General features: G+C 46.1%; 13 protein-coding genes. 5 read left to right on the forward strand and 8 right to left on the reverse strand.

Going from position 1 to position 17,831, the window contains the following annotated elements:
* Positions 1-103: 103 nt before the first annotated feature.
* On the forward strand, positions 104-1,063 hold the full coding sequence (dusC, locus tag CSW98_RS03430) for a tRNA dihydrouridine(16) synthase DusC (RefSeq protein WP_100799158.1): 960 nt from the start codon (positions 104-106) through the stop codon (positions 1,061-1,063).
* A 13-nt stretch (positions 1,064-1,076) separates the two neighbouring features.
* Here the strand turns inward: dusC and malZ are convergent, their stop codons facing one another.
* The 6 genes from malZ to znuA form a co-directional block, all read right to left on the reverse strand.
* Positions 1,077-2,942, reverse strand: coding sequence for a maltodextrin glucosidase (gene malZ, locus CSW98_RS03435; RefSeq protein WP_100799033.1), 1,866 nt, complete (start codon positions 2,940-2,942; stop codon positions 1,077-1,079).
* A gap of 121 nt (positions 2,943-3,063) precedes the next feature.
* A complete protein-coding gene (locus CSW98_RS03440) occupies positions 3,064-3,858 on the reverse strand; it encodes an ABC transporter ATP-binding protein (RefSeq protein ID WP_100799034.1) in 795 nt (264 codons plus the stop codon).
* Positions 3,855-4,796 carry an ABC transporter permease gene (locus tag CSW98_RS03445; RefSeq protein ID WP_100799035.1) on the reverse strand — a complete coding sequence of 314 codons (942 nt, stop codon included), beginning with the start codon at positions 4,794-4,796 and terminating at the stop codon, positions 3,855-3,857. The genes CSW98_RS03440 and CSW98_RS03445 overlap by 4 nt, the downstream gene beginning before the upstream one ends.
* Before the next feature lie 152 nt (positions 4,797-4,948).
* Positions 4,949-5,914: an ABC transporter substrate-binding protein gene (locus CSW98_RS03450; RefSeq protein ID WP_100799036.1), complete on the reverse strand. Its 966-nt coding sequence runs from the start codon at positions 5,912-5,914 to the stop codon at positions 4,949-4,951.
* Between the two features lie 194 nt (positions 5,915-6,108).
* A complete protein-coding gene (locus CSW98_RS03455) occupies positions 6,109-8,865 on the reverse strand; it encodes a ligand-binding sensor domain-containing protein (RefSeq protein WP_100799037.1) in 2,757 nt (918 codons plus the stop codon).
* A gap of 209 nt (positions 8,866-9,074) precedes the next feature.
* The gene (znuA, locus tag CSW98_RS03460; RefSeq protein WP_100799038.1) at positions 9,075-10,073 is read right to left on the reverse strand and encodes a zinc ABC transporter substrate-binding protein ZnuA; all 999 of its coding nucleotides are present in this window, start codon (positions 10,071-10,073) and stop codon (positions 9,075-9,077) included.
* An 18-nt stretch (positions 10,074-10,091) separates the two neighbouring features.
* On the opposite strand from znuA, the gene znuC reads away from it, so the two are divergent.
* From znuC to CSW98_RS03480, 4 genes are all read left to right on the forward strand, one after another.
* A complete protein-coding gene (znuC, locus tag CSW98_RS03465) occupies positions 10,092-10,877 on the forward strand; it encodes a zinc ABC transporter ATP-binding protein ZnuC (RefSeq protein ID WP_100799039.1) in 786 nt (261 codons plus the stop codon).
* Positions 10,870-11,655 carry a zinc ABC transporter permease subunit ZnuB gene (znuB, locus tag CSW98_RS03470; RefSeq protein WP_100799040.1) on the forward strand — a complete coding sequence of 262 codons (786 nt, stop codon included), beginning with the start codon at positions 10,870-10,872 and terminating at the stop codon, positions 11,653-11,655. The genes znuC and znuB overlap by 8 nt, the downstream gene beginning before the upstream one ends.
* Positions 11,656-11,721: 66 nt before the next feature.
* A complete protein-coding gene (locus tag CSW98_RS03475) occupies positions 11,722-12,261 on the forward strand; it encodes a VC2046/SO_2500 family protein (RefSeq protein ID WP_100799041.1) in 540 nt (179 codons plus the stop codon).
* Positions 12,262-12,540: 279 nt separating this feature from the next.
* Positions 12,541-13,224, forward strand: a complete 684-nt coding sequence (locus CSW98_RS03480) for an SDR family oxidoreductase (protein WP_100799042.1) — start codon at positions 12,541-12,543, stop codon at positions 13,222-13,224.
* A gap of 90 nt (positions 13,225-13,314) precedes the next feature.
* Here CSW98_RS03480 and adhE read toward each other — a convergent pair whose 3' ends face one another.
* Entirely contained in the window at positions 13,315-15,984 is a 2,670-nt protein-coding gene (gene adhE / locus CSW98_RS03485) for a bifunctional acetaldehyde-CoA/alcohol dehydrogenase (protein WP_100799043.1), read from the reverse strand.
* Positions 15,985-16,661: 677 nt separating this feature from the next.
* Positions 16,662-17,774 (reverse strand): aspartate-semialdehyde dehydrogenase, encoded by a 1,113-nt coding sequence (asd, locus tag CSW98_RS03490; RefSeq protein ID WP_100799159.1) that lies wholly within the window; start codon positions 17,772-17,774, stop codon positions 16,662-16,664.
* Positions 17,775-17,831: the final 57 nt, after the last annotated feature.

The following is a 17,831-nucleotide window of genomic DNA, read 5'->3' on the forward strand; positions in this document are numbered from 1 at the left end:
AAAGACCCGCCTGCCGAAAAGTACATAAACAAAAGATGACTTTTCTTTCATCAGCTCCTACAATCTCGCCTCCTGAAAAACAATAATGAAGGTACTGCTGTTAATGCGAGTTGTTCTGGGCCCGATGGAAGGCGTACTTGATCACCTGATGCGCGAAATGCTGACAGAGATCAATGCCTATGATCTCTGTGTTACGGAATTCGTCCGGGTCAGTGACCGCCTACTGCCTGACCATGTATTCACCCGGATCTGTCCGGAGCTGGAATATGGTTCGCAAACCCGAAATGGTACCCCGGTCTATATCCAGTTACTGGGAAATAGGCCGGATTCGATGGCAGAAAACGCTTTTCGTGCTGCCGAACTGGGAGCAAAAGGGATCGATCTCAACTTTGGCTGCCCGGCAAGAATGGTCAATAAAAATCGTGGCGGCGCATTCCTTCTTCAGGATCCGGGACAGATACACGATATCGTCAAGGCATGCCGCAAAGCCGTGCCACAAGCTATCCCTGTAAGTGCTAAGATTCGTCTGGGCTGGGATAATCCTGACGACTGTTTTGAAATAGCGGATGCCATTGTTCAGGCCGGAGCAGCCGAGATCACCGTGCACGCTAGAACCAAAACCGATGGCTATAAAGCCAGCGAGATCAAATGGGACTATATTCGCCGGTTACAGGAAAAAATTTCCGTTCCACTGATTGCTAACGGGGAAATATGGAATTATCAGGACGGTCAGGACTGTATTAAAACAACCGGTATTGACTCCGTTATGGTCTGTCGAGGTGCTTTTAATATTCCTAATCTGGGCAATGTGGTGAAATACAACCACTCTATGATGTCATGGCATGAAGTCAGTCACCTTCTGGTACGATATTCTCAACATGAGATAAAAGGTGATAAAGGGAAATACTTCCCTAACCGGATCAAACAGTGGCTGGCCTACCTGCGTCATGAGTACAGTGAGGCTGAATCTCTGTTCCGGGATATCCGAACCTATCAGCAGGCAGCACCGATTGTAGAACATCTGCAGCGCTACCGTGAAGCGCTGCTGATGAATCTGACCTGATACCGGGAAAAGACTAGTACAGCGTCAGTATATCTGCGCTGTTAGCAGCCAGAACCAGACAGGCTTCCCCATGCTTGATACTGACATTGCTGCATTGGGTCAGTTGTGAAACCAGGTAACCAGACTCTATTCCGAGTTTCCATACCGGGACTGTGGCCTGTTGCTCCGAAAAACTCATTACCAGTAACGAAACCTTTTCCCCCAGTTTACGACCGAACACCAGTACTTCATCACTACACAAAAGCAGATCAAAGCTGCCCTTTTGCAGTTCGGGGCGGCTCTTTCTGAGAGCTATCAGCTGGCGATAAAACGGCAACCAATCGGAATCGTCTACCCTTTCCCACGGAAAGCAACGTCGGTTATCCGGGTCATGTCCGCCTTCCAGCCCGACTTCTGTACCATAATAGAGGCATGGTGTCCCGACATAGGCAAATAACAGAACTGACGCCATCCGCATACGGGCTCTATCACCCTGTAACAGCGTGAAAAAACGGTGAGTATCATGACTGTCCAGCTGATTAAGCTGGGTAAGCTGGTTATGCCATGGAATTTTGGCTCTTGATTCCAGCAGCCAATCCGCAAATTCAGGAAGTGAAAGGCTGATTGGATCATGAGCAATATCCAGACCGGCCAACAAAGCGCGAACCGGATGAGCAAATCCGTAATAATTCATGGCTCCGTCTTCCTGTTCTCCCTGAAGCCACTGAGATGCTTCAAAAAAATGTTCACCCAATACATAGGCCTGAGGGTTTTCTTCCTTCACAGCCTGACGAAATGCTTTTACATAAGCTGCATTATTTCTGGCTCCTTTCCCGTCCCCAAGCATATGGATAACATCAAACCGCCAGCCATCGATTGCGTAAGGTGGCTTCAGCCAGTATCTCAATACCGCATTCTCTCCCTGGTAGATCTGCTCCCGCACTTGCTCACTTTTAAAATTAAGCACCGGAAGACTGGAAATACCTTTCCAGCCAATATATTCCTGACTGTTACCATCAAAAAAGTAGTCTCCCCGGAAAGATGAATCCGGATGGTGGTAGGCTCCTTTTCCGCCAGTATCATTAATATCAAACCAGGGATGTTCAACGGATGTATGGTTTACTACCGCATCCAAAACGATTTTCATTCCCCGCTGATGAATATCCGCACTGAGTCGGGAAAATTCTTCATTCGTTCCAAAATGAGGATCAATACTGAAGTAATCCGCTGTATCGTATTTATGGTTGCTCGGAGACTGAAATATCGGATTCAGATACAGAGAAGTCACCCCGAGCGCCTGCAGATAATCCAGCTTACTGCTTATCCCGGCCAGATCACCACCAAAGAATTCTGAAGATCCACTTCCCGGATATCCCCCGACGGCTTCACCCCATGCCTTAGCCAGCGTTTCTCTCTGCCCGGTGTATAACGTATATTCCCCGGTCTTTACACTGATTTCAGGGCTACCATTACAGAAACGGTCAGGAAAGATCTGATAGAAAATTTGTTCAGATACCCATTTCGGCGGCTGGTGCTGCGCATTATATTTAAAATGAAATTCCCGTCCCGGCATACGCATCTGTACACCTCTGGCATCCAGCCACCACTGACGCTGTCCTTTAACCAGCTTAAATACATAATGTGTCAGTGCACGGTCTTCATTTAGAGGAATTCTGGCTGTCCACAGTTTCAAACGACCTTCATCACCAGCTATCGTCATAGGAATCAGAGACTCTTCATTATCCGGTTCATGGCGAACAGAAATCTTATCGAAGGAAAAAGACTCCGTCTTCAGAGTGAGGACTAGCACATCCCCTTCCCGGCTCAGACCATCCTGAGTTTGACTGTGTGAAATAAAAGGCACGGGACTTGGTTCCCTGATAACACCATCTTCTTGCATAAGTGTCTGTCCATTGGTTAATCGTTTAAATACTATAAAACAGGGACCATAATAAGAAATCCCCCTCGGAATCAGAGGGGGATCACGTTAAGTAGTATGAGGCAGGGGGCGTAGTTTACACTTAGTTTAACAACAGACTGTCGTCGCTCAGCTCTTCACCACGAACTTTAGAAAACATATCCAGCAGATCCGGAACCCCCATCTTCGCCCTTTGCTCCCCGGCGACATCCAGCACGATTTCACCCTGATGCAGCATCACCGTTCTGTCTCCACAAGCCAGAGCATCTTTCATAGAGTGAGTGACCATCATGACTGTCAGGTTAAATTCATTCACGACTTTTTTCGTTAAATCAATGATAAATGCAGCCATTCTCGGATCCAGTGCTGCTGTATGTTCATCCAGAAGCAAGAGCTTACTGTCAGCCAAAGTCGCCATCACCAGACTCACCGCCTGCCGCTGACCACCGGAAAGTAGCCCGATATTATCTCCGAGGCGATCTTCCAGACCCAGTCCCAGAATGCTAATTCGTTCCTGAAACAGTTTTCTACGTTTTGAAGACAGTGACAGGTGCCAGCCGCGACGTTTACCACGCATATAGGCAAGAGCCATATTCTCTTCTATAGTCAGGTCAGCGCACGTTCCGGCCAAAGGATCCTGAAATACCCGGGCACACTGACAGGCACGTTGATCAACACTTTGTCGTGTCACATCAATATCATCAATCAGAACCCGTCCTCCGACCATAGGGGTTTCACCCGTTACAGCCCCGAGTAAAGTGGATTTACCCGCACCATTTGAGCCGATAACAGTAAGAAACTGATGTTCGGGAACTTGCAGAGAAACACTGCGTAGTGCCCGGTTTTCCAGAATCGTGCCGGGATTAAACGTTACCTGAATATCTTCTAAATGTATCATGCCAGTTCCTCTGTCTTGCCCTTTTTAGATACAACCTGATTCTTCAAAGGCTTACCACCCTTTTTTGCATTGAGGTTTCCTTTCAGCTTCGGAGCGATAAGAGCAACAGCAACCAGAACCGCAGTAACCAGATTCAGATCAGAGGCCTGCAGACCAAACATGCCAGAACTCAGAGCAAACGCGACAGCCAGACGATACAGTACTGACCCGACAATAACGGCAACAATCGCTGTCCAGATCCGACGCCCCGGGATCAGGGTCTGGCCTAAGATAACCGCCGCCAGACCAACCACTATAGTTCCCACACCGGAGGTCACATCTGCAAAGCTGTTTGTCTGAGCAAACAGGGCTCCGGCAAAGCCGACAAAACCATTAGAAAGAGCCAGACAAAAATAGGTATAGAAAGCCGTGCTTGCTCCCTGAGCTCTCACCATGCGGGCATTGACTCCGGTGGCTCGCAGACCCAGTCCAAAATCACTATTGAGCAAACGAACAATAAACCAAGCGGAAAACAGCACAAGAATACCAACCACCAGTGGCCGGATATACATTGCATTTCCCATCGCTTCAAAAGGAGTCAGAATGGTATCCTGCCCCAGCAAGGCCATATTAGGCCTGCCCATAATGCGGATATTGACAGAAAATGCAGCGATCATGGTCAGAATCGAAGCCAGCAGATGTAAAATTCCACATCTTACAGTTAAAAATGCCGTAACCCAGCCGGCCAACGCACTGGCAATAATAGCCATCGCTGTTGCCAGCCACGGATTAACACCGGCAACAATCGCCGTTGCAGCAACGGCAGCCCCCATAGGAAAGCTGCCATCAACCGTCAGATCTGGAAAATCCAGGACCCGGAAAGTCAGATAAACCCCCAGAGCCACCAAACCATAAATCAGGCCAATCTCCAGAGCACCAAAAAAAGCAAAAGCAGACATAACAACTCCTCTTTCTGCATTCACTAACCAGTTCACTATTCAACTAGTACATCCATGTCACACCGCTGCATGACTCTGCATCAGAAACAGGATAGTTCTTCCGGTTATATAGATACCGGCCAGCCTCTCCGCCAGCCGATAATATCAATGTATTATTTTATACTGGTTGCACGATCCAATACGGACTGTGGAATAGTAATACCCAGCTTATCAGCTGCTGTTTTGTTGATCACGATATCAGAACCTTTCGCAACCCGGACAGGCAGCTCACCCGGATCCTTACCCGCAAGAATATCAGCAACATAATCAGCCGTCTGAACACCAATCTGATAATAATCAAAACCAAGAGCAGCAATAGAACCAGCATCGATATAAGAAGTTGTGGCTGCAAATACCGGCGTTTTCGCCTGATTAGCAGAAACCACCATGCCTTCAATCGCACTGGCAACCGTGTTATCGATCATGGCATAAATAACATCCGACTGAGCTGCAATGACCTGAGTAGCCGTCTGAATATCCGATGTCTTCAGAGCCGTGGCTTCCACAAGTTTCAATCCCTGTTTCTCCGTACTCTCTTTCAGCCATTTCATCAGACTGACAGAGTTTGCTTCACCCGGGTTATACACCACGCCGATGGTTTTCACGTCAGGAAGCAGCTCTTTGATCAGTTCAACATGCTGGGCAACAGGAGAAAGATCTGACAGGCCAGTAACATTACCTCCTGGTTTTTCCATATTGGTAACCAGCTTCGCGCCAACCGGATCTGTGATTGCAGTGAATACAATCGGAATATCTTTTGTTGCAGCCACCAGAGCCTGAGCGGTTGGAGTCGCGATACCAACCAGAACATCCGGACGTTCACCAACAAACTGACGGGCAATCTGTACACCAATTGCCGGATTTCCCTGTGCGGTGCGATATTCGAATTTCAGGTTTTTACCTTCTTCATAACCTTTAGCTTTTAACCCATCCAGTAGCCCCTGGCGGGTAGCATCCAGTGCAGGATGTTCCACAATCTGTGAAACAGCGACAGTCACTGTTTTTGCTATAACACCCGTTGAGGCTAATAGCGCTGCTCCTGTCAAAGCAGCAGTTGCAATAATCCGGCTTGCCTTCATTGTGACTCCTTGTTTACAAGTATTCTTGTTGCAATATTGTGTTTGAATTTTTTTATTTTTCGTTGTGTACGGTTTTTTTTACGCACTAAACGCATTTGTACCAGCATATGAACAGGAATGGAAGCAGATTTTTCAGCCAGAAATACTGAAAAACAGATGAAGTCCGGAATGATATGACACGACTATCACTCCGGTTATTCAGAACGGGTTTCGACAAACGTCGATGGGGAAATACCGTAGTAATTTTTGAATCTCAGACTAAAATATGAAGCATCATTAAAACCCGTGTCAAAAGCTACATCAGAGATCTTTCTCCCCGCTAGTAGCAGCTCACAGGCTTTTTCCAGTCGAGTCTGATTCAACTGTTCTGTAAATGTCTTTCCACTCAGAGACTTAAATTTACGCTGTAGGCTACGCTCTGAGACATACAGGCTCTTCGATGCCAACGATGTACCAAACTCAGCATTCATGTACTCGTTCTCAATTAATTCGAATACTTTTTCCAGCCACTGCTCTTCGGTACAAACATTTTTAGCATGAGTCCGTTGCCCTGCACTGACTGTCCGGCCAACTCCCGAACAGGCTCTCAACTGCTGTTTCAAATTATCGTTCACCGTCAAAAGTGACTGACTTTGCTGTTCAAGCTGGTAAGTTTTCAGCCTTACCAGTTCCTGCAAATAACGGTTGAGGCGGAGAACTCTGACAGAACGCCAATAGATCAGCGACATAACACTGCTAACAGCCAGAACAGAAAACAGACTCAGAGCCCATGATGTCAAATACCACGGACTCTGCACCCTAAATGTCAGTATGCTTCCCGTCTCCCCTCTGGTCGCCTGAGCTTCAGTCCGGACATACAATTTATACTCCCCCGGAGCCAGATAACCAAATCCAAGTTCATTGCCCTGTAACGGCATCCAGTTCACCGCCCCCGTGCCCAAAAGACGGTACTGCAGATAACCTTGGTCAAAATCAGGCAATACTCCCAACATAAATGTCAGTTGACTTTCATAGGGAAAACTTAAAGAAGTACCGGTTCCAGCTCCAATCGCATAGGGTTGATTATTCAGCAATATCTGACTAAAAAGAACCCGGCTATCAGGAAGCTCGGCGTCAAGCAGTTGTCCCTGTTTAGCAGAAACCAGCCCGAAACGACTGCCGAACATCAACTCATCCTGAATAGGATCATAAGAACAACTGTCTGGAGTAAATTCATTATTCATCAGACCGAAAGGGGCACTGAAATGTTTAAGCAACTCGCCACTGTATCCATAAAAACTCAGCCCTTTTGATGAGGAAGACCATACACCTCTGGCCGTGCTTAATACACACAGAACCCGGATATTGGGTTCATTCAGTTTCACTGGTCCAATAAGCAGAGGCGATGGTGTAAAACGATACAGGCCATAGCCATAAACAGACCAGATACCCGAAGACGGTGTTTCCGTCATGCTCAAATTCTGTCCCAGCACAGCAGAACTCTTGATGTACTGAATGCGCTCATCACTATAAAGGTAGGTTCCATGCTCTGTACCAATAAAAACCCGCCCTTGAGTATCCGCATGCAGATGGGTAATAGCCTGAGGGCTGTGGCTTGTCAGCCATTCATACCCAAGATTTTCGCCTCGGTTCTCATCAATTCGGTAACGGATAATTCCCTTGTCGGAATCAAACCACAACGTACCTTTCCGATCGACCGTCACATGCCGGACGCCATGAGCAGAAAAAATATCCGGCTCGGGATTAACATGTACGCGATAATATTTCCTGTTATAAGCGACAATCCCATGATCCACTGCCAGCCAAAGGACATCATCATAGAGGGCGGCTCCATACACTGGCTCACTCAGGCGACGTACCGGCTTGTGATCCTTTCCGGAATAATACGAATATAATCCCTGTTCGGTTGCTATCCAATGTACGCCATCATTATCCGTTACTATGGTATTAATTACGCCGTCACCTATAGTATGCCCGTCCATACTCAGAGTCGCTCGTCTGAACAACTCACTGGCCTGAGAATAGTAATAAATTTCCTGGCTGGTAGCGATCCAAAGCCCCCCTTGACGATCATACACCAGCGAACGGATAAATTTCCCCCGGCTCTGGTGACCGGTTTCTATCATTCTGGCCTGTTGTCCGGAAAATGAATAAAAATAAAGTCCGAGCTCCGTCCCGATCCAGTAACCATCTCCGGATTCAGTAACCGCCTGTACCGCTGAATGCCCGATACGGGCTTTAATTCTGCCCGGATGACGACTATCAATTAACACGGCTCCCTGACGACCGCCAACCAGTAATTCTCCTCGAGCTTCAGAATAATGCAGCACTTGAACATGTTTACTTCCTGATAAGCGTGCATGCAGCATATGATTATCACGGTAAATATAAACACCAGACGTAGTACCAAGGATCCAAGCATCGTTGACCTGAACCGCTGCAGTGATCTCCAGATTCGCGTACATTCTCGCAGAGAGCTGCTGTAAAGGCAGGATCTGCATGACGGATGTTACAATATGATAAAGATAGAGGTGCTTATTATCCGTCATCCAGATGCGTTCCCCCGCCAAACCGATATTGGTCAGTTCAACACCAATATCCAAAATAGCAGCCACTTCTGAGCGTCCAGCTGGCGGACACCGGTAGAGTCGGTTATTTTCTACGTACCAGAATATCTGCCCGGCAAAAACAACATTATCAACCGGTTTATCCAGAGCAGAACCAGAACGAGGTAACACATGCTTACCATCAAAAAAGCGGATATTTCCGTGGATATCATGTAGCCAGAAACCACCAGACTCTGCAGGGAACATTGCTTTAGCCGTAAAAAACAACCCCTGCTCCTGAAGCGGCAGAGGATAATACAAGGAATGGCTCTCATTATGTGCCGTTGCACCGGAAGCAATCAGCAAAAGCCAGACAGTCCGCAAATAACGAAATAATAAATTCATGCCTGAGTGACGGGTAAATTGACCACGGCGTAAACTATATCAAACCAAAACGGATGAGAAGCAGGAAGAAAAGAATAGATACATTTACATAGGTAACAACGAGTCTGATCACAGTTTTTAACCGGCAATACAACGCTCCTCCCGCCATATTGCCAGTACTCCTTACATAGCTGTTGCTGTTTACATAGTTGTTATTGTTTACATGGTTGTCATTGTCCCAGACATTGACTGTAGCCATCGGCTATTGAACGAAGGAACGCAAAGTAACTGCCTTTTGCTACCGCGATATCCGTTCCTAACGGATCCAATTTTCCTGAGCCAACGTTACTGCCACGGACAACCGTTTCGATAACCGCAGGCTTAAACTGAGGTTCAGAAAAAACGCATTTTGCTTTACCTTCTTCCAGTTCTGACCGAATATGTAGCAGGGTTTTTGCACCCGGCTTTCTGTCCGGACTAACAGTGAAATGACCCTGTTTATTCATACCGAAGTAATCTTCAAAATAACCATAGGCATCATGGAACACATAGTAGCCATACTGCTTAACAGGTTCCAACTGTTTACGGATATCAGCAACCGTCAGGTCCAGTTCACTGATGAAGTTCTGGTAATTAGTACGATAAATAGCCGCATGTTCAGGATCGACTTCCGCCAGTCTTTCTGCAATAATCCCTGCCGCTTGTCTGGCTTGCTCCGGCCCTAACCATATGTGTGGGTCATGTGTTCCATGATGATGGTGCTCATGTTCTTCATGCTCATGTTCTTCAGATTCATGAGTGGCATGGTGAGATTCCTCTTCGTGAGAATCGTGTTCATCTCCAAACTCTCTTAATGATAGTTTTTCTGATGCACCCAATTCCAAATCAGTGGCACTTTTCTTCACAGCGCTACTGAGAAAAGATTCCAGCTCCGGACCAAACCATATCATTAAATCTGCTTCTGCTATCTTTTTAATATCAGACGGTTTTAAAGCATATGTGTGAGGCGATACATTTGCGTTCAGTAACAATTCAGGCTCACTAACGCCATATGTAATATCATAAGTAATAAAATGTAACGGTTTTATACTGGTTACAATATTAGCCGCCTGCACAGGAAGAGCGACAACACTGGCCAGCAGTGAAGCAGATAAGTAACGTAGCATTAATGATTCCTTTGTAAGTAGTATCAGGATTGACTTTGATGTTATATTATAACACACATACATTGCAAATGAGATTTATTAATGTTTCCTTTAGTCAAGATGACTGATATCTGTGTTGAGTTTTCCGGAAGGAAAGTCCTCGACACCATCAATATGGAACTGCATAAGGGTAAGATCACCACGATCATCGGTCCTAACGGTGCCGGAAAATCCACCCTAATCAAAGTCCTTCTTGGCCTGCAACCGAATTATTCCGGTCACATTGAAAAGCCAAAACAACTGCGCATCGGTTATGTTCCACAGAAGTTGCATCTCAATGATACATTTCCTTTAAATGTAGAGCGTTTCCTCCAACTTGCAGGAAAATACAGCCATCAGGAACGCATTGATGCCCTCCGGCTGGTTGGTGCTGAGTACCTGCTCAAAAATAATATGCACAATTTATCCGGAGGTGAAAGTCAGAGGGTTCTGTTGGCCCGGGCTCTGCTGCAAAGACCGGACTTACTGGTTTTGGACGAACCAGCTCAGGGTGTCGATGTTCAGGGACAGATTGATCTTTATAACCTTATAGATGCCATTCGCAGACGTTTTAACTGTGCTATTCTGATGGTCTCCCATGATCTGCATCTGGTTATGGCTAAGACCGATACTGTCATCTGCATTCATCACCATGTCTGCTGCTCCGGTGAGCCGGAAACCATTTCCAGACACCCGTCTTATATCGCCCTATTCGGTGCTCATAAAGGGGGGTCTCTGGCATTCTACCGTCACCATCACAATGGCCATCATGATTTGTCTGGATATCCGGTTGATGGCGAAGCCGCTACCTGTCATCAGCATAACCACGGACATTGTCAGCATGATTGAGTTTCTTCTTCCTTCGATCCTGGCCGGACTGGGTATCGCTGTTATCGCAGGTCCTCTGGGATCTTTTGTTGTCTGGCGGAGAATGGCTTATTTTGGTGATACTCTCGCACATGCCTCTTTACTGGGGCTAGCTATGGGTTTTCTGCTGGATATTAATCTGTATCTGGCTCTGGTACTGTGTACCATCTCTATTGCTGTTATTCTGGTTGCACTACAGAAAAGGCAGATGGTAGGAACCGATACATTGCTGGGTATTCTTGCCCACAGTGCTCTGTCCCTTGGCCTTGTTGCCGTCAGTTTTCTGGACAATGTCCGCATTGATCTGATGAGTTATCTGTTCGGTGACCTGCTTTCCGTCACTCCCGGTGACCTTTGGTTCATCTATGGTGGAGTGATTGTCATAGGGGTTATTCTGCGCCTCTTCTGGCAGCCTCTTCTGGCAACCACTGCCAGTGAAGAACTGGCAGCAGTAGAAGGTGTCAATATCCAGTTAATGCGACTGATACTGATGCTTCTGGTCGGAATTGTTATTGCAGTAGGGATGAAATTTGTTGGCGCTCTGATCATCACATCACTACTGATCATTCCTTCTGCTACAGCAAGAAAATACGCTTCCACACCAGAGCAGATGATAAGTATTGCCTCCTGCCTTGGTATGATCTCGGTATTGGCTGGAATTACGCTATCATGGCAATATGATACACCTGCGGGGCCGTCAGTCGTTATTTGTTCTGCCGGCTTGTTTGTACTAAGCCAGCTGAAACCGGCGAAAAGTTAATCCTCTTAATTTCACTAAAGTTTTCTGAGTCGGTGACGATACATAAACATCGACTCAGGAGTCTTTATGCTGTTTCAGGACCTAGAAATCAAGGTTTCCATCCCGGAAACCACCCCGGTTAAAACACCTCCGGCCATTAATGAGCTGCTGTTTGGTGAGCAGGTAAACCGTGCGGTTGAAAATGGTCAACGAGCTGATTTTGCACTACTTCTGGCCATGTTTTCCAACGATGTCCGGGAAATAACACCGGTCTCCATCCTGACGGAAACCGATTCATCAGATCAGATTCTACGCCAGCAATTTTGCGTTCCAGCCGCCCGGAAACTACGCTCGGATGCAGGCTCTTACGCAAAAGCATCTGCCATTGCTGATAGTTTTCACAAAGGTGGTCTGTCTCAGGCTCAACTACAAAGTGACTTATGTCCTGATGCTCTGGCTTACATGCCTGAACATACCTATGACCTTGGTGAAGAAGTTTTCCGCAACTTATCCCTACACGAACAACGTTGTCTTTCCGTGCCCAAAAAAAACTCCATTCCTGATAATGAGTTATATCATAAACTTATTGTTGCCAGACGCTCTCAACAGATACAGGCTTATGCCTGATGACTCAGCCTCCACTAATAGCTATCTGCTTCTCTCTTTAGCTGTGCATGTAAAATTCATTTCCTTACTAAACGTGAGGTATCGCAAAGTATTGTATATTTCCTGATCTATCCGTCCTGTTTTACCGTTTTCTTCACACTTAAGTAACGTTTTATTTACCATGCTAACTATTAACTAAGCGATAAAACATCAGCCAGGCAGTAAAGTATCAGGCAAACCATGACCTATTCGTCAGTAAGTAAAAACATAAGAAGAAAGCTCACTCGGAGTGTTAACAATATGAATATACAGGATTCCGTTGTTCTTATAACATCTGCAGGCTCATTACTCGGCCGCACACTTGCTCATCACTTTGCTTCGTTAGGAGCAAAGGTTGTCATTACCGATGCAGACACGATTCTTTTGCAGCAAACCGCTCTCAGCTGTTGCCCCGTCTCTGATTCTGTTTCTGTCTATCCTCTGGCGGATTACACGCCTCAAAGCATTCAGGGACTGCTGGATTTTGTCGAAACACGCTGTGGCAGTAGTGCTGATGTGCTGATTAACTATTGGCCCAGCTACCCCTTTCCCTCACTCACCAGCGATACCAGCACGGAAGATTTTTCCAGAGCCATCTCTATGCTCGCCTCATCGCTGTTCAGCTTTGGTCAGGCAAGTGCACAACGCATGCGAACTCACGCTAAGAACGGGGTGATCATTAATATGCTGTCACAAATGGAGCTGGATGACCTTACCGGCTATGAGCACGCGACATCCATTGTGGCCGGACTAACCCAAAGCTGGGCACGGGAACTGACTCCGTTTAATATTCGGGTAGGCGGTGTTGTGCCTGCTCCATTCTACTCCGCCAGTAATGATGAAAATTATCACTGGGCAGAAATGAGAGATGAACTGATCCGAAGTACTGAATATATTGTTTCGAACGAATATTTCAGTGGCAGGGTAATGGCTGCAGAAGTCTGATTTATTACAAATCGTAAAAAGCCCGCCATTCTGGCGGGCTTTATGTTCTTAGTAAGAACTATTGACTAACGAATGCTTCGTCAGCAAATTTTACTTCTTCTCAGCAGGCTTCTGATCCGCTTTTTTCTTAATCACAGTTGTACCTTCGAAAGTTTCACCTTCAACGTACGCTTTACCGTGGTAAGAAGTCAGAAGAACTTCTTTCAGTTCAGAGATTAGAGGATAGCGAGGGTTCGCACCAGTACACTGGTCATCGAACGCATCCACAGAAATCTCATCAACCTGAGCCAGGAAGTCAGCTTCAGCTACGCCAGCTTCTTTGATTGACTTAGGAATATCCAGATTGTCTTTCAGTTCATCCAACCAACCCAACAGACGTTCGATCTTCTGAGCAGTACGGTCACCAGCCTGAGACAGACCCAAGTGGTCAGCGACTTCAGCGTAACGACGACGAGCTTGCGGACGGTCATACTGAGAGAATGCAGTTTGCTTAGTTGGGTTGTCGTTTGCGTTATAACGAACAACGTTAGCAATCAGCAGTGCGTTCGCCAGACCGTGAGGCAGGTGGAATGCGTTACCGATTTTGTGAGCCATTGAGTGACACACACCCAGGAATGCGTTCGCAAATGCAACACCAGCAATAGTTGCTGCGTTGTGTACTTTCTCACGAGCGATTGGATCGTTAGCACCATTCGCATAGCTTGAAGGCAGATATTCTTTCAGCAGTTTCAGCGCTTGCAGAGCCTGACCGTCAGAGTATTCATTCGCCAGTACAGAAACGTAAGCTTCCAGAGCGTGAGTTACTGCATCGTAACCACCGAATGCTGTCAGAGACTTAGGCATGTTCATAACAAGGTTAGCATCGATGATAGCCATGTTAGGAGTCAGCTCGTAGTCAGCCAGTGGGTACTTAGCACCAGTTTTGTCGTCTGTAACAACTGCAAATGGAGTAACTTCAGAACCTGTACCAGAAGTTGTAGTGATACATACCAGCTCAGCTTTTGCACCCATTTTAGGGAACTTATAGATACGCTTACGGATGTCCATAAAGCGCATAGCCAGTTCTTCAAATGCAGTTTCTGGGTGCTCGTACATTACCCACATGATTTTCGCAGCATCCATTGGTGAACCACCACCAAGAGCCAGGATCACGTCAGGCTGGTAGCTACGCATCATTTCAGCGCCTTTCTCAACAACAGATAGAGTCGGATCTGCTTCTACGTCGAAGAAAGTCTGAACTTCCATACCTTGTGCTTTTAGCAGGCTAACGATTTCATCAGCATAACCGTTGTTAAATAAGAAACGGTCAGTTACAAGGAATGCGCGTTTTTTACCTTCCAGATCGCCAAGAGCGATTGGCAGGCTGCCACGACGGAAGTAGATTGATTTAGGTAGTTTATGCCACAACATGTTTTCAGCTCGCTTAGCAACAGTTTTCTTGTTGATTAGGTGCTTAGGACCTACGTTCTCAGAAATAGAGTTACCACCCCAAGAACCACAACCAAGAGTCAGAGAAGGTGCAACGTTAAAGTTGTAAAGGTCACCGATACCACCGTGAGTAGTCGGGATGTTTACAAGAATACGTGCAGTCTTCAGCTTGTCACCGAAGTATTTGATACGGTCAGCGTTTACGTCCTGGTCAGTATACAGACCAGATGTGTGACCGATACCACCGATTTCAACCATGTCTACCGCTTGCTTAACAGCATCTTCGAAAGAAGAAGCACGGAACATACCCAAAACAGGAGACAGTTTTTCGTGAGCGAATTCGTCTTCACCTTTAACCTGTGTACCTTCACCGATAAGTACTTTAGTATCAGCCGGAACCTTCACACCCGCCATTTCAGCAATTGCAGTTGCAGGCTGACCAACGATAGCAGCGTTCAGAGCACCTTCTTTAAACATAGTCTTACGAACTTTGTCTGCTTCAGATTTGCTCAGAACATAACCTTTGTGAGAAGCAAAACGTTCTTTAACTTCATCATAAACTGCATCGTGAACGATGACAGCCTGCTCAGAAGCACATACCACACCATTATCGAAAGTCTTAGACATCAGTACAGAAGCAACTGCACGCTTAACATCTGCTGTTTCATCGATAACAACAGGAACGTTACCCGCACCTACACCGATTGCTGGTTTACCTGAAGAGTACGCAGCTTTAACCATGCCTGGACCACCAGTTGCAAGGATAAGAGCAATATCATCATGCTTCATCAGAGCATTAGACAACTCAACAGAAGGCTGGTCGATCCAACCAATGATGTCTTTTGGAGCACCCGCTGCGATAGCTGCATCAAGAACCAGCTTAGCTGCGTCATTAGTAGAGTTTTTCGCACGTGGGTGTGGAGAGAAGATGATACCGTTACGAGTCTTCAGAGAGATCAGAGATTTAAAGATCGCAGTAGAAGTCGGGTTAGTTGTAGGAACGATACCACAGATGATACCTACAGGTTCAGCGATGGTCATAGTACCAAGGCTGTCATTCTCTTCAAGAATGCCACAAGTTTTTTCATCTTTGTACTTGTTGTAGATGTACTCTGATGCAAAGTGGTTCTTGATTACTTTGTCTTCAACAATACCCATGCCGGATTCTGCTACCGCTTGTTGCGCCAGAGGAATACGAGCTTGGTTAGCTGCCAGAGATGCTGCACGGAAAATTTTATCTACTTGCTCCTGAGAGTAAGTAGAAAATTCTGCTTGTGCCGCTTTAACGCGAGCAACCAGAGCATCAAGTTCAGCCAAATTTGTTACAGGCATAATGAATCTCCAATAAATATAAAAACATTAAAAATATAAAAACTTCCAAGTAAGCCTGCTAAGCCGTAACCATGAGCCAATGATTACATTCAGCCTACATTTTGTTCACATCAATCAACAATCCTGACACGTTGAACCGTTCTGTAACGGGATATGAAAAAACACTACATTCTTAGTAAAAAGCTTTCAGCCGGGAGTATAGTATTTCAGGACTCATAAAGAATTGACTCAGATCAGTTATAAAAAATTAATCTGGCAGAACTTATGTCTAGCCCTTACTGCTTATCCTAACTCCTTCGGACGCCAATCTAACATATTATTTTGAACCAGGAAATAAATATGAATCCGTTCGCTCAAAAAAGAATCTGCTCAGGTTTACAACAGACAACACACAAACAATCATGTAATGAAATTACATAATTTACAGAAAAATGTAGTATTGAAACACTTTTTTTTCGTGCCACTTGCAGTGAGTAGTATAGACAACATCAACACGCTAACAACAGGTATCCGGATTTTTTGTTAAATTTTTTAGCTACACTATTTAGAACAGCGTAAAAAGCTGGTAGTCCCAGACGCAGAGACAAAAAACAGAAGCCGACAGCATAGAACACGTCTGTCAGAAGAAAAGGGTTATTCCCGCACGAATAGCGGGAATAACGATATGAACAATAAACTTATTTTTCATTCAGGAGAATACGCAGCGTACGACGCAGAGGCTCAGCGGCTCCCCACAAAAGCTGGTCACCAACAGTGAAAGCATTCAGGAAATCATCCCCCATGGCTAGCTTACGCAGCCGACCAACAGGAACAGAAAGCGTACCGGTTACTTTTGCCGGGCTCAGTTCCTGAGCTGTGATATCACGTTCATTCGGAATAACCTTAACCCAGTCGTTATGCGATGCAATGATATCTTCAATCTCATCCATTGGTACATTCTGCTTAAGTTTAATAGTCAGAGCCTGAGAGTGACAACGCATTGCACCGATACGCACACAAGTACCATCAATGGCTATCGGATTATCCTGACGACCCAGAATTTTGTTGGTTTCAGCAATAGCCTTCCATTCTTCTTTGCTCTGACCATTCTCACGTTTCACATCAATCCATGGAATCAAAGAACCTGCCAGAGGAGCTCCAAACTGCTCCGTAGGGAAAGAAGAAGAACGAATGGTTTCAGCAACTTTTCTGTCAATATCAAGAATGGAGCTGGACGGATCCGCCAGTTCGGTGCTGACAGAGTCATTGATAGCACCCATCTGAGAAATAAGCTCTCGCATATTCTTAGCACCTGCACCAGAGGCTGCCTGATACGTCATTGCACTCATCCATTCAACCAGTCCTTTTTCATAAAGACCGCCAAGCCCCATGAGCATAAGACTGACTGTGCAGTTACCGCCAACGTATGTCTTGATACCGGAGTGGATGCCCTGTTGGATCTGAGTAAGGTTAACCGGATCCAGAGTAATGATTGCATCCTTCTCCATACGCAGAGTCGATGCCGCATCGATCCAGTAGCCTTTCCAGCCAGCCTGACGCAGAGCTGGGTAAACTTTCTCGGTATACCCCCCCCCCTGGCAGGTGATCACAGCGTCAAGCTTCTTCAGGCTTTCAATATCAAATGCATCTTGCAGAAGGCCAGCATCTTTGCCAAGGCTAGGCGCAGGAATACCGATCTGAGATGTGCTGTAAAAAACAGGCTCAATATGATCGAAATCTCTCTCTTCCACCATACGCTGCATCAGTACAGAACCCACCATACCACGCCAACCGACTAAACCCACTCTCATCATTTGATACACTCCGTGTTGAAATTAGAATTAAACTCACTCATCTTGAATGATTTC

Origin of the sequence: Vibrio sp. HA2012, assembly GCF_002812955.1 — a bacterium.
Taxonomy (GTDB): Bacteria; Pseudomonadota; Gammaproteobacteria; order Enterobacterales; family Vibrionaceae; genus Vibrio.

Excerpts from the sequence above, each read along its gene's own strand:
- adhE (WP_100799043.1), bottom strand. The coding sequence starts at position 15,984 with ATGCCTGTAACAAATTTGGCTGAACTTGATGCTCTGGTTGCTCGCGTT.
- CSW98_RS03475 (WP_100799041.1), top strand. The coding sequence starts at position 11,722 with ATGCTGTTTCAGGACCTAGAAATCAAGGTTTCCATCCCGGAAACCACC.
- dusC (WP_100799158.1), top strand. The coding sequence starts at position 104 with ATGCGAGTTGTTCTGGGCCCGATGGAAGGCGTACTTGATCACCTGATG.
- znuC (WP_100799039.1), top strand. The coding sequence starts at position 10,092 with ATGTTTCCTTTAGTCAAGATGACTGATATCTGTGTTGAGTTTTCCGGA.
- malZ (WP_100799033.1), bottom strand. The coding sequence starts at position 2,942 with ATGCAAGAAGATGGTGTTATCAGGGAACCAAGTCCCGTGCCTTTTATT.
- CSW98_RS03480 (WP_100799042.1), top strand. The coding sequence starts at position 12,541 with ATGAATATACAGGATTCCGTTGTTCTTATAACATCTGCAGGCTCATTA.
- CSW98_RS03445 (WP_100799035.1), bottom strand. The coding sequence starts at position 4,796 with ATGTCTGCTTTTGCTTTTTTTGGTGCTCTGGAGATTGGCCTGATTTAT.
- znuB (WP_100799040.1), top strand. The coding sequence starts at position 10,870 with ATGATTGAGTTTCTTCTTCCTTCGATCCTGGCCGGACTGGGTATCGCT.
- CSW98_RS03455 (WP_100799037.1), bottom strand. The coding sequence starts at position 8,865 with ATGAATTTATTATTTCGTTATTTGCGGACTGTCTGGCTTTTGCTGATT.
- znuA (WP_100799038.1), bottom strand. The coding sequence starts at position 10,073 with ATGTATGTGTGTTATAATATAACATCAAAGTCAATCCTGATACTACTT.
- CSW98_RS03440 (WP_100799034.1), bottom strand. The coding sequence starts at position 3,858 with ATGATACATTTAGAAGATATTCAGGTAACGTTTAATCCCGGCACGATT.
- asd (WP_100799159.1), bottom strand. The coding sequence starts at position 17,774 with ATGAGAGTGGGTTTAGTCGGTTGGCGTGGTATGGTGGGTTCTGTACTG.
- CSW98_RS03450 (WP_100799036.1), bottom strand. The coding sequence starts at position 5,914 with ATGAAGGCAAGCCGGATTATTGCAACTGCTGCTTTGACAGGAGCAGCG.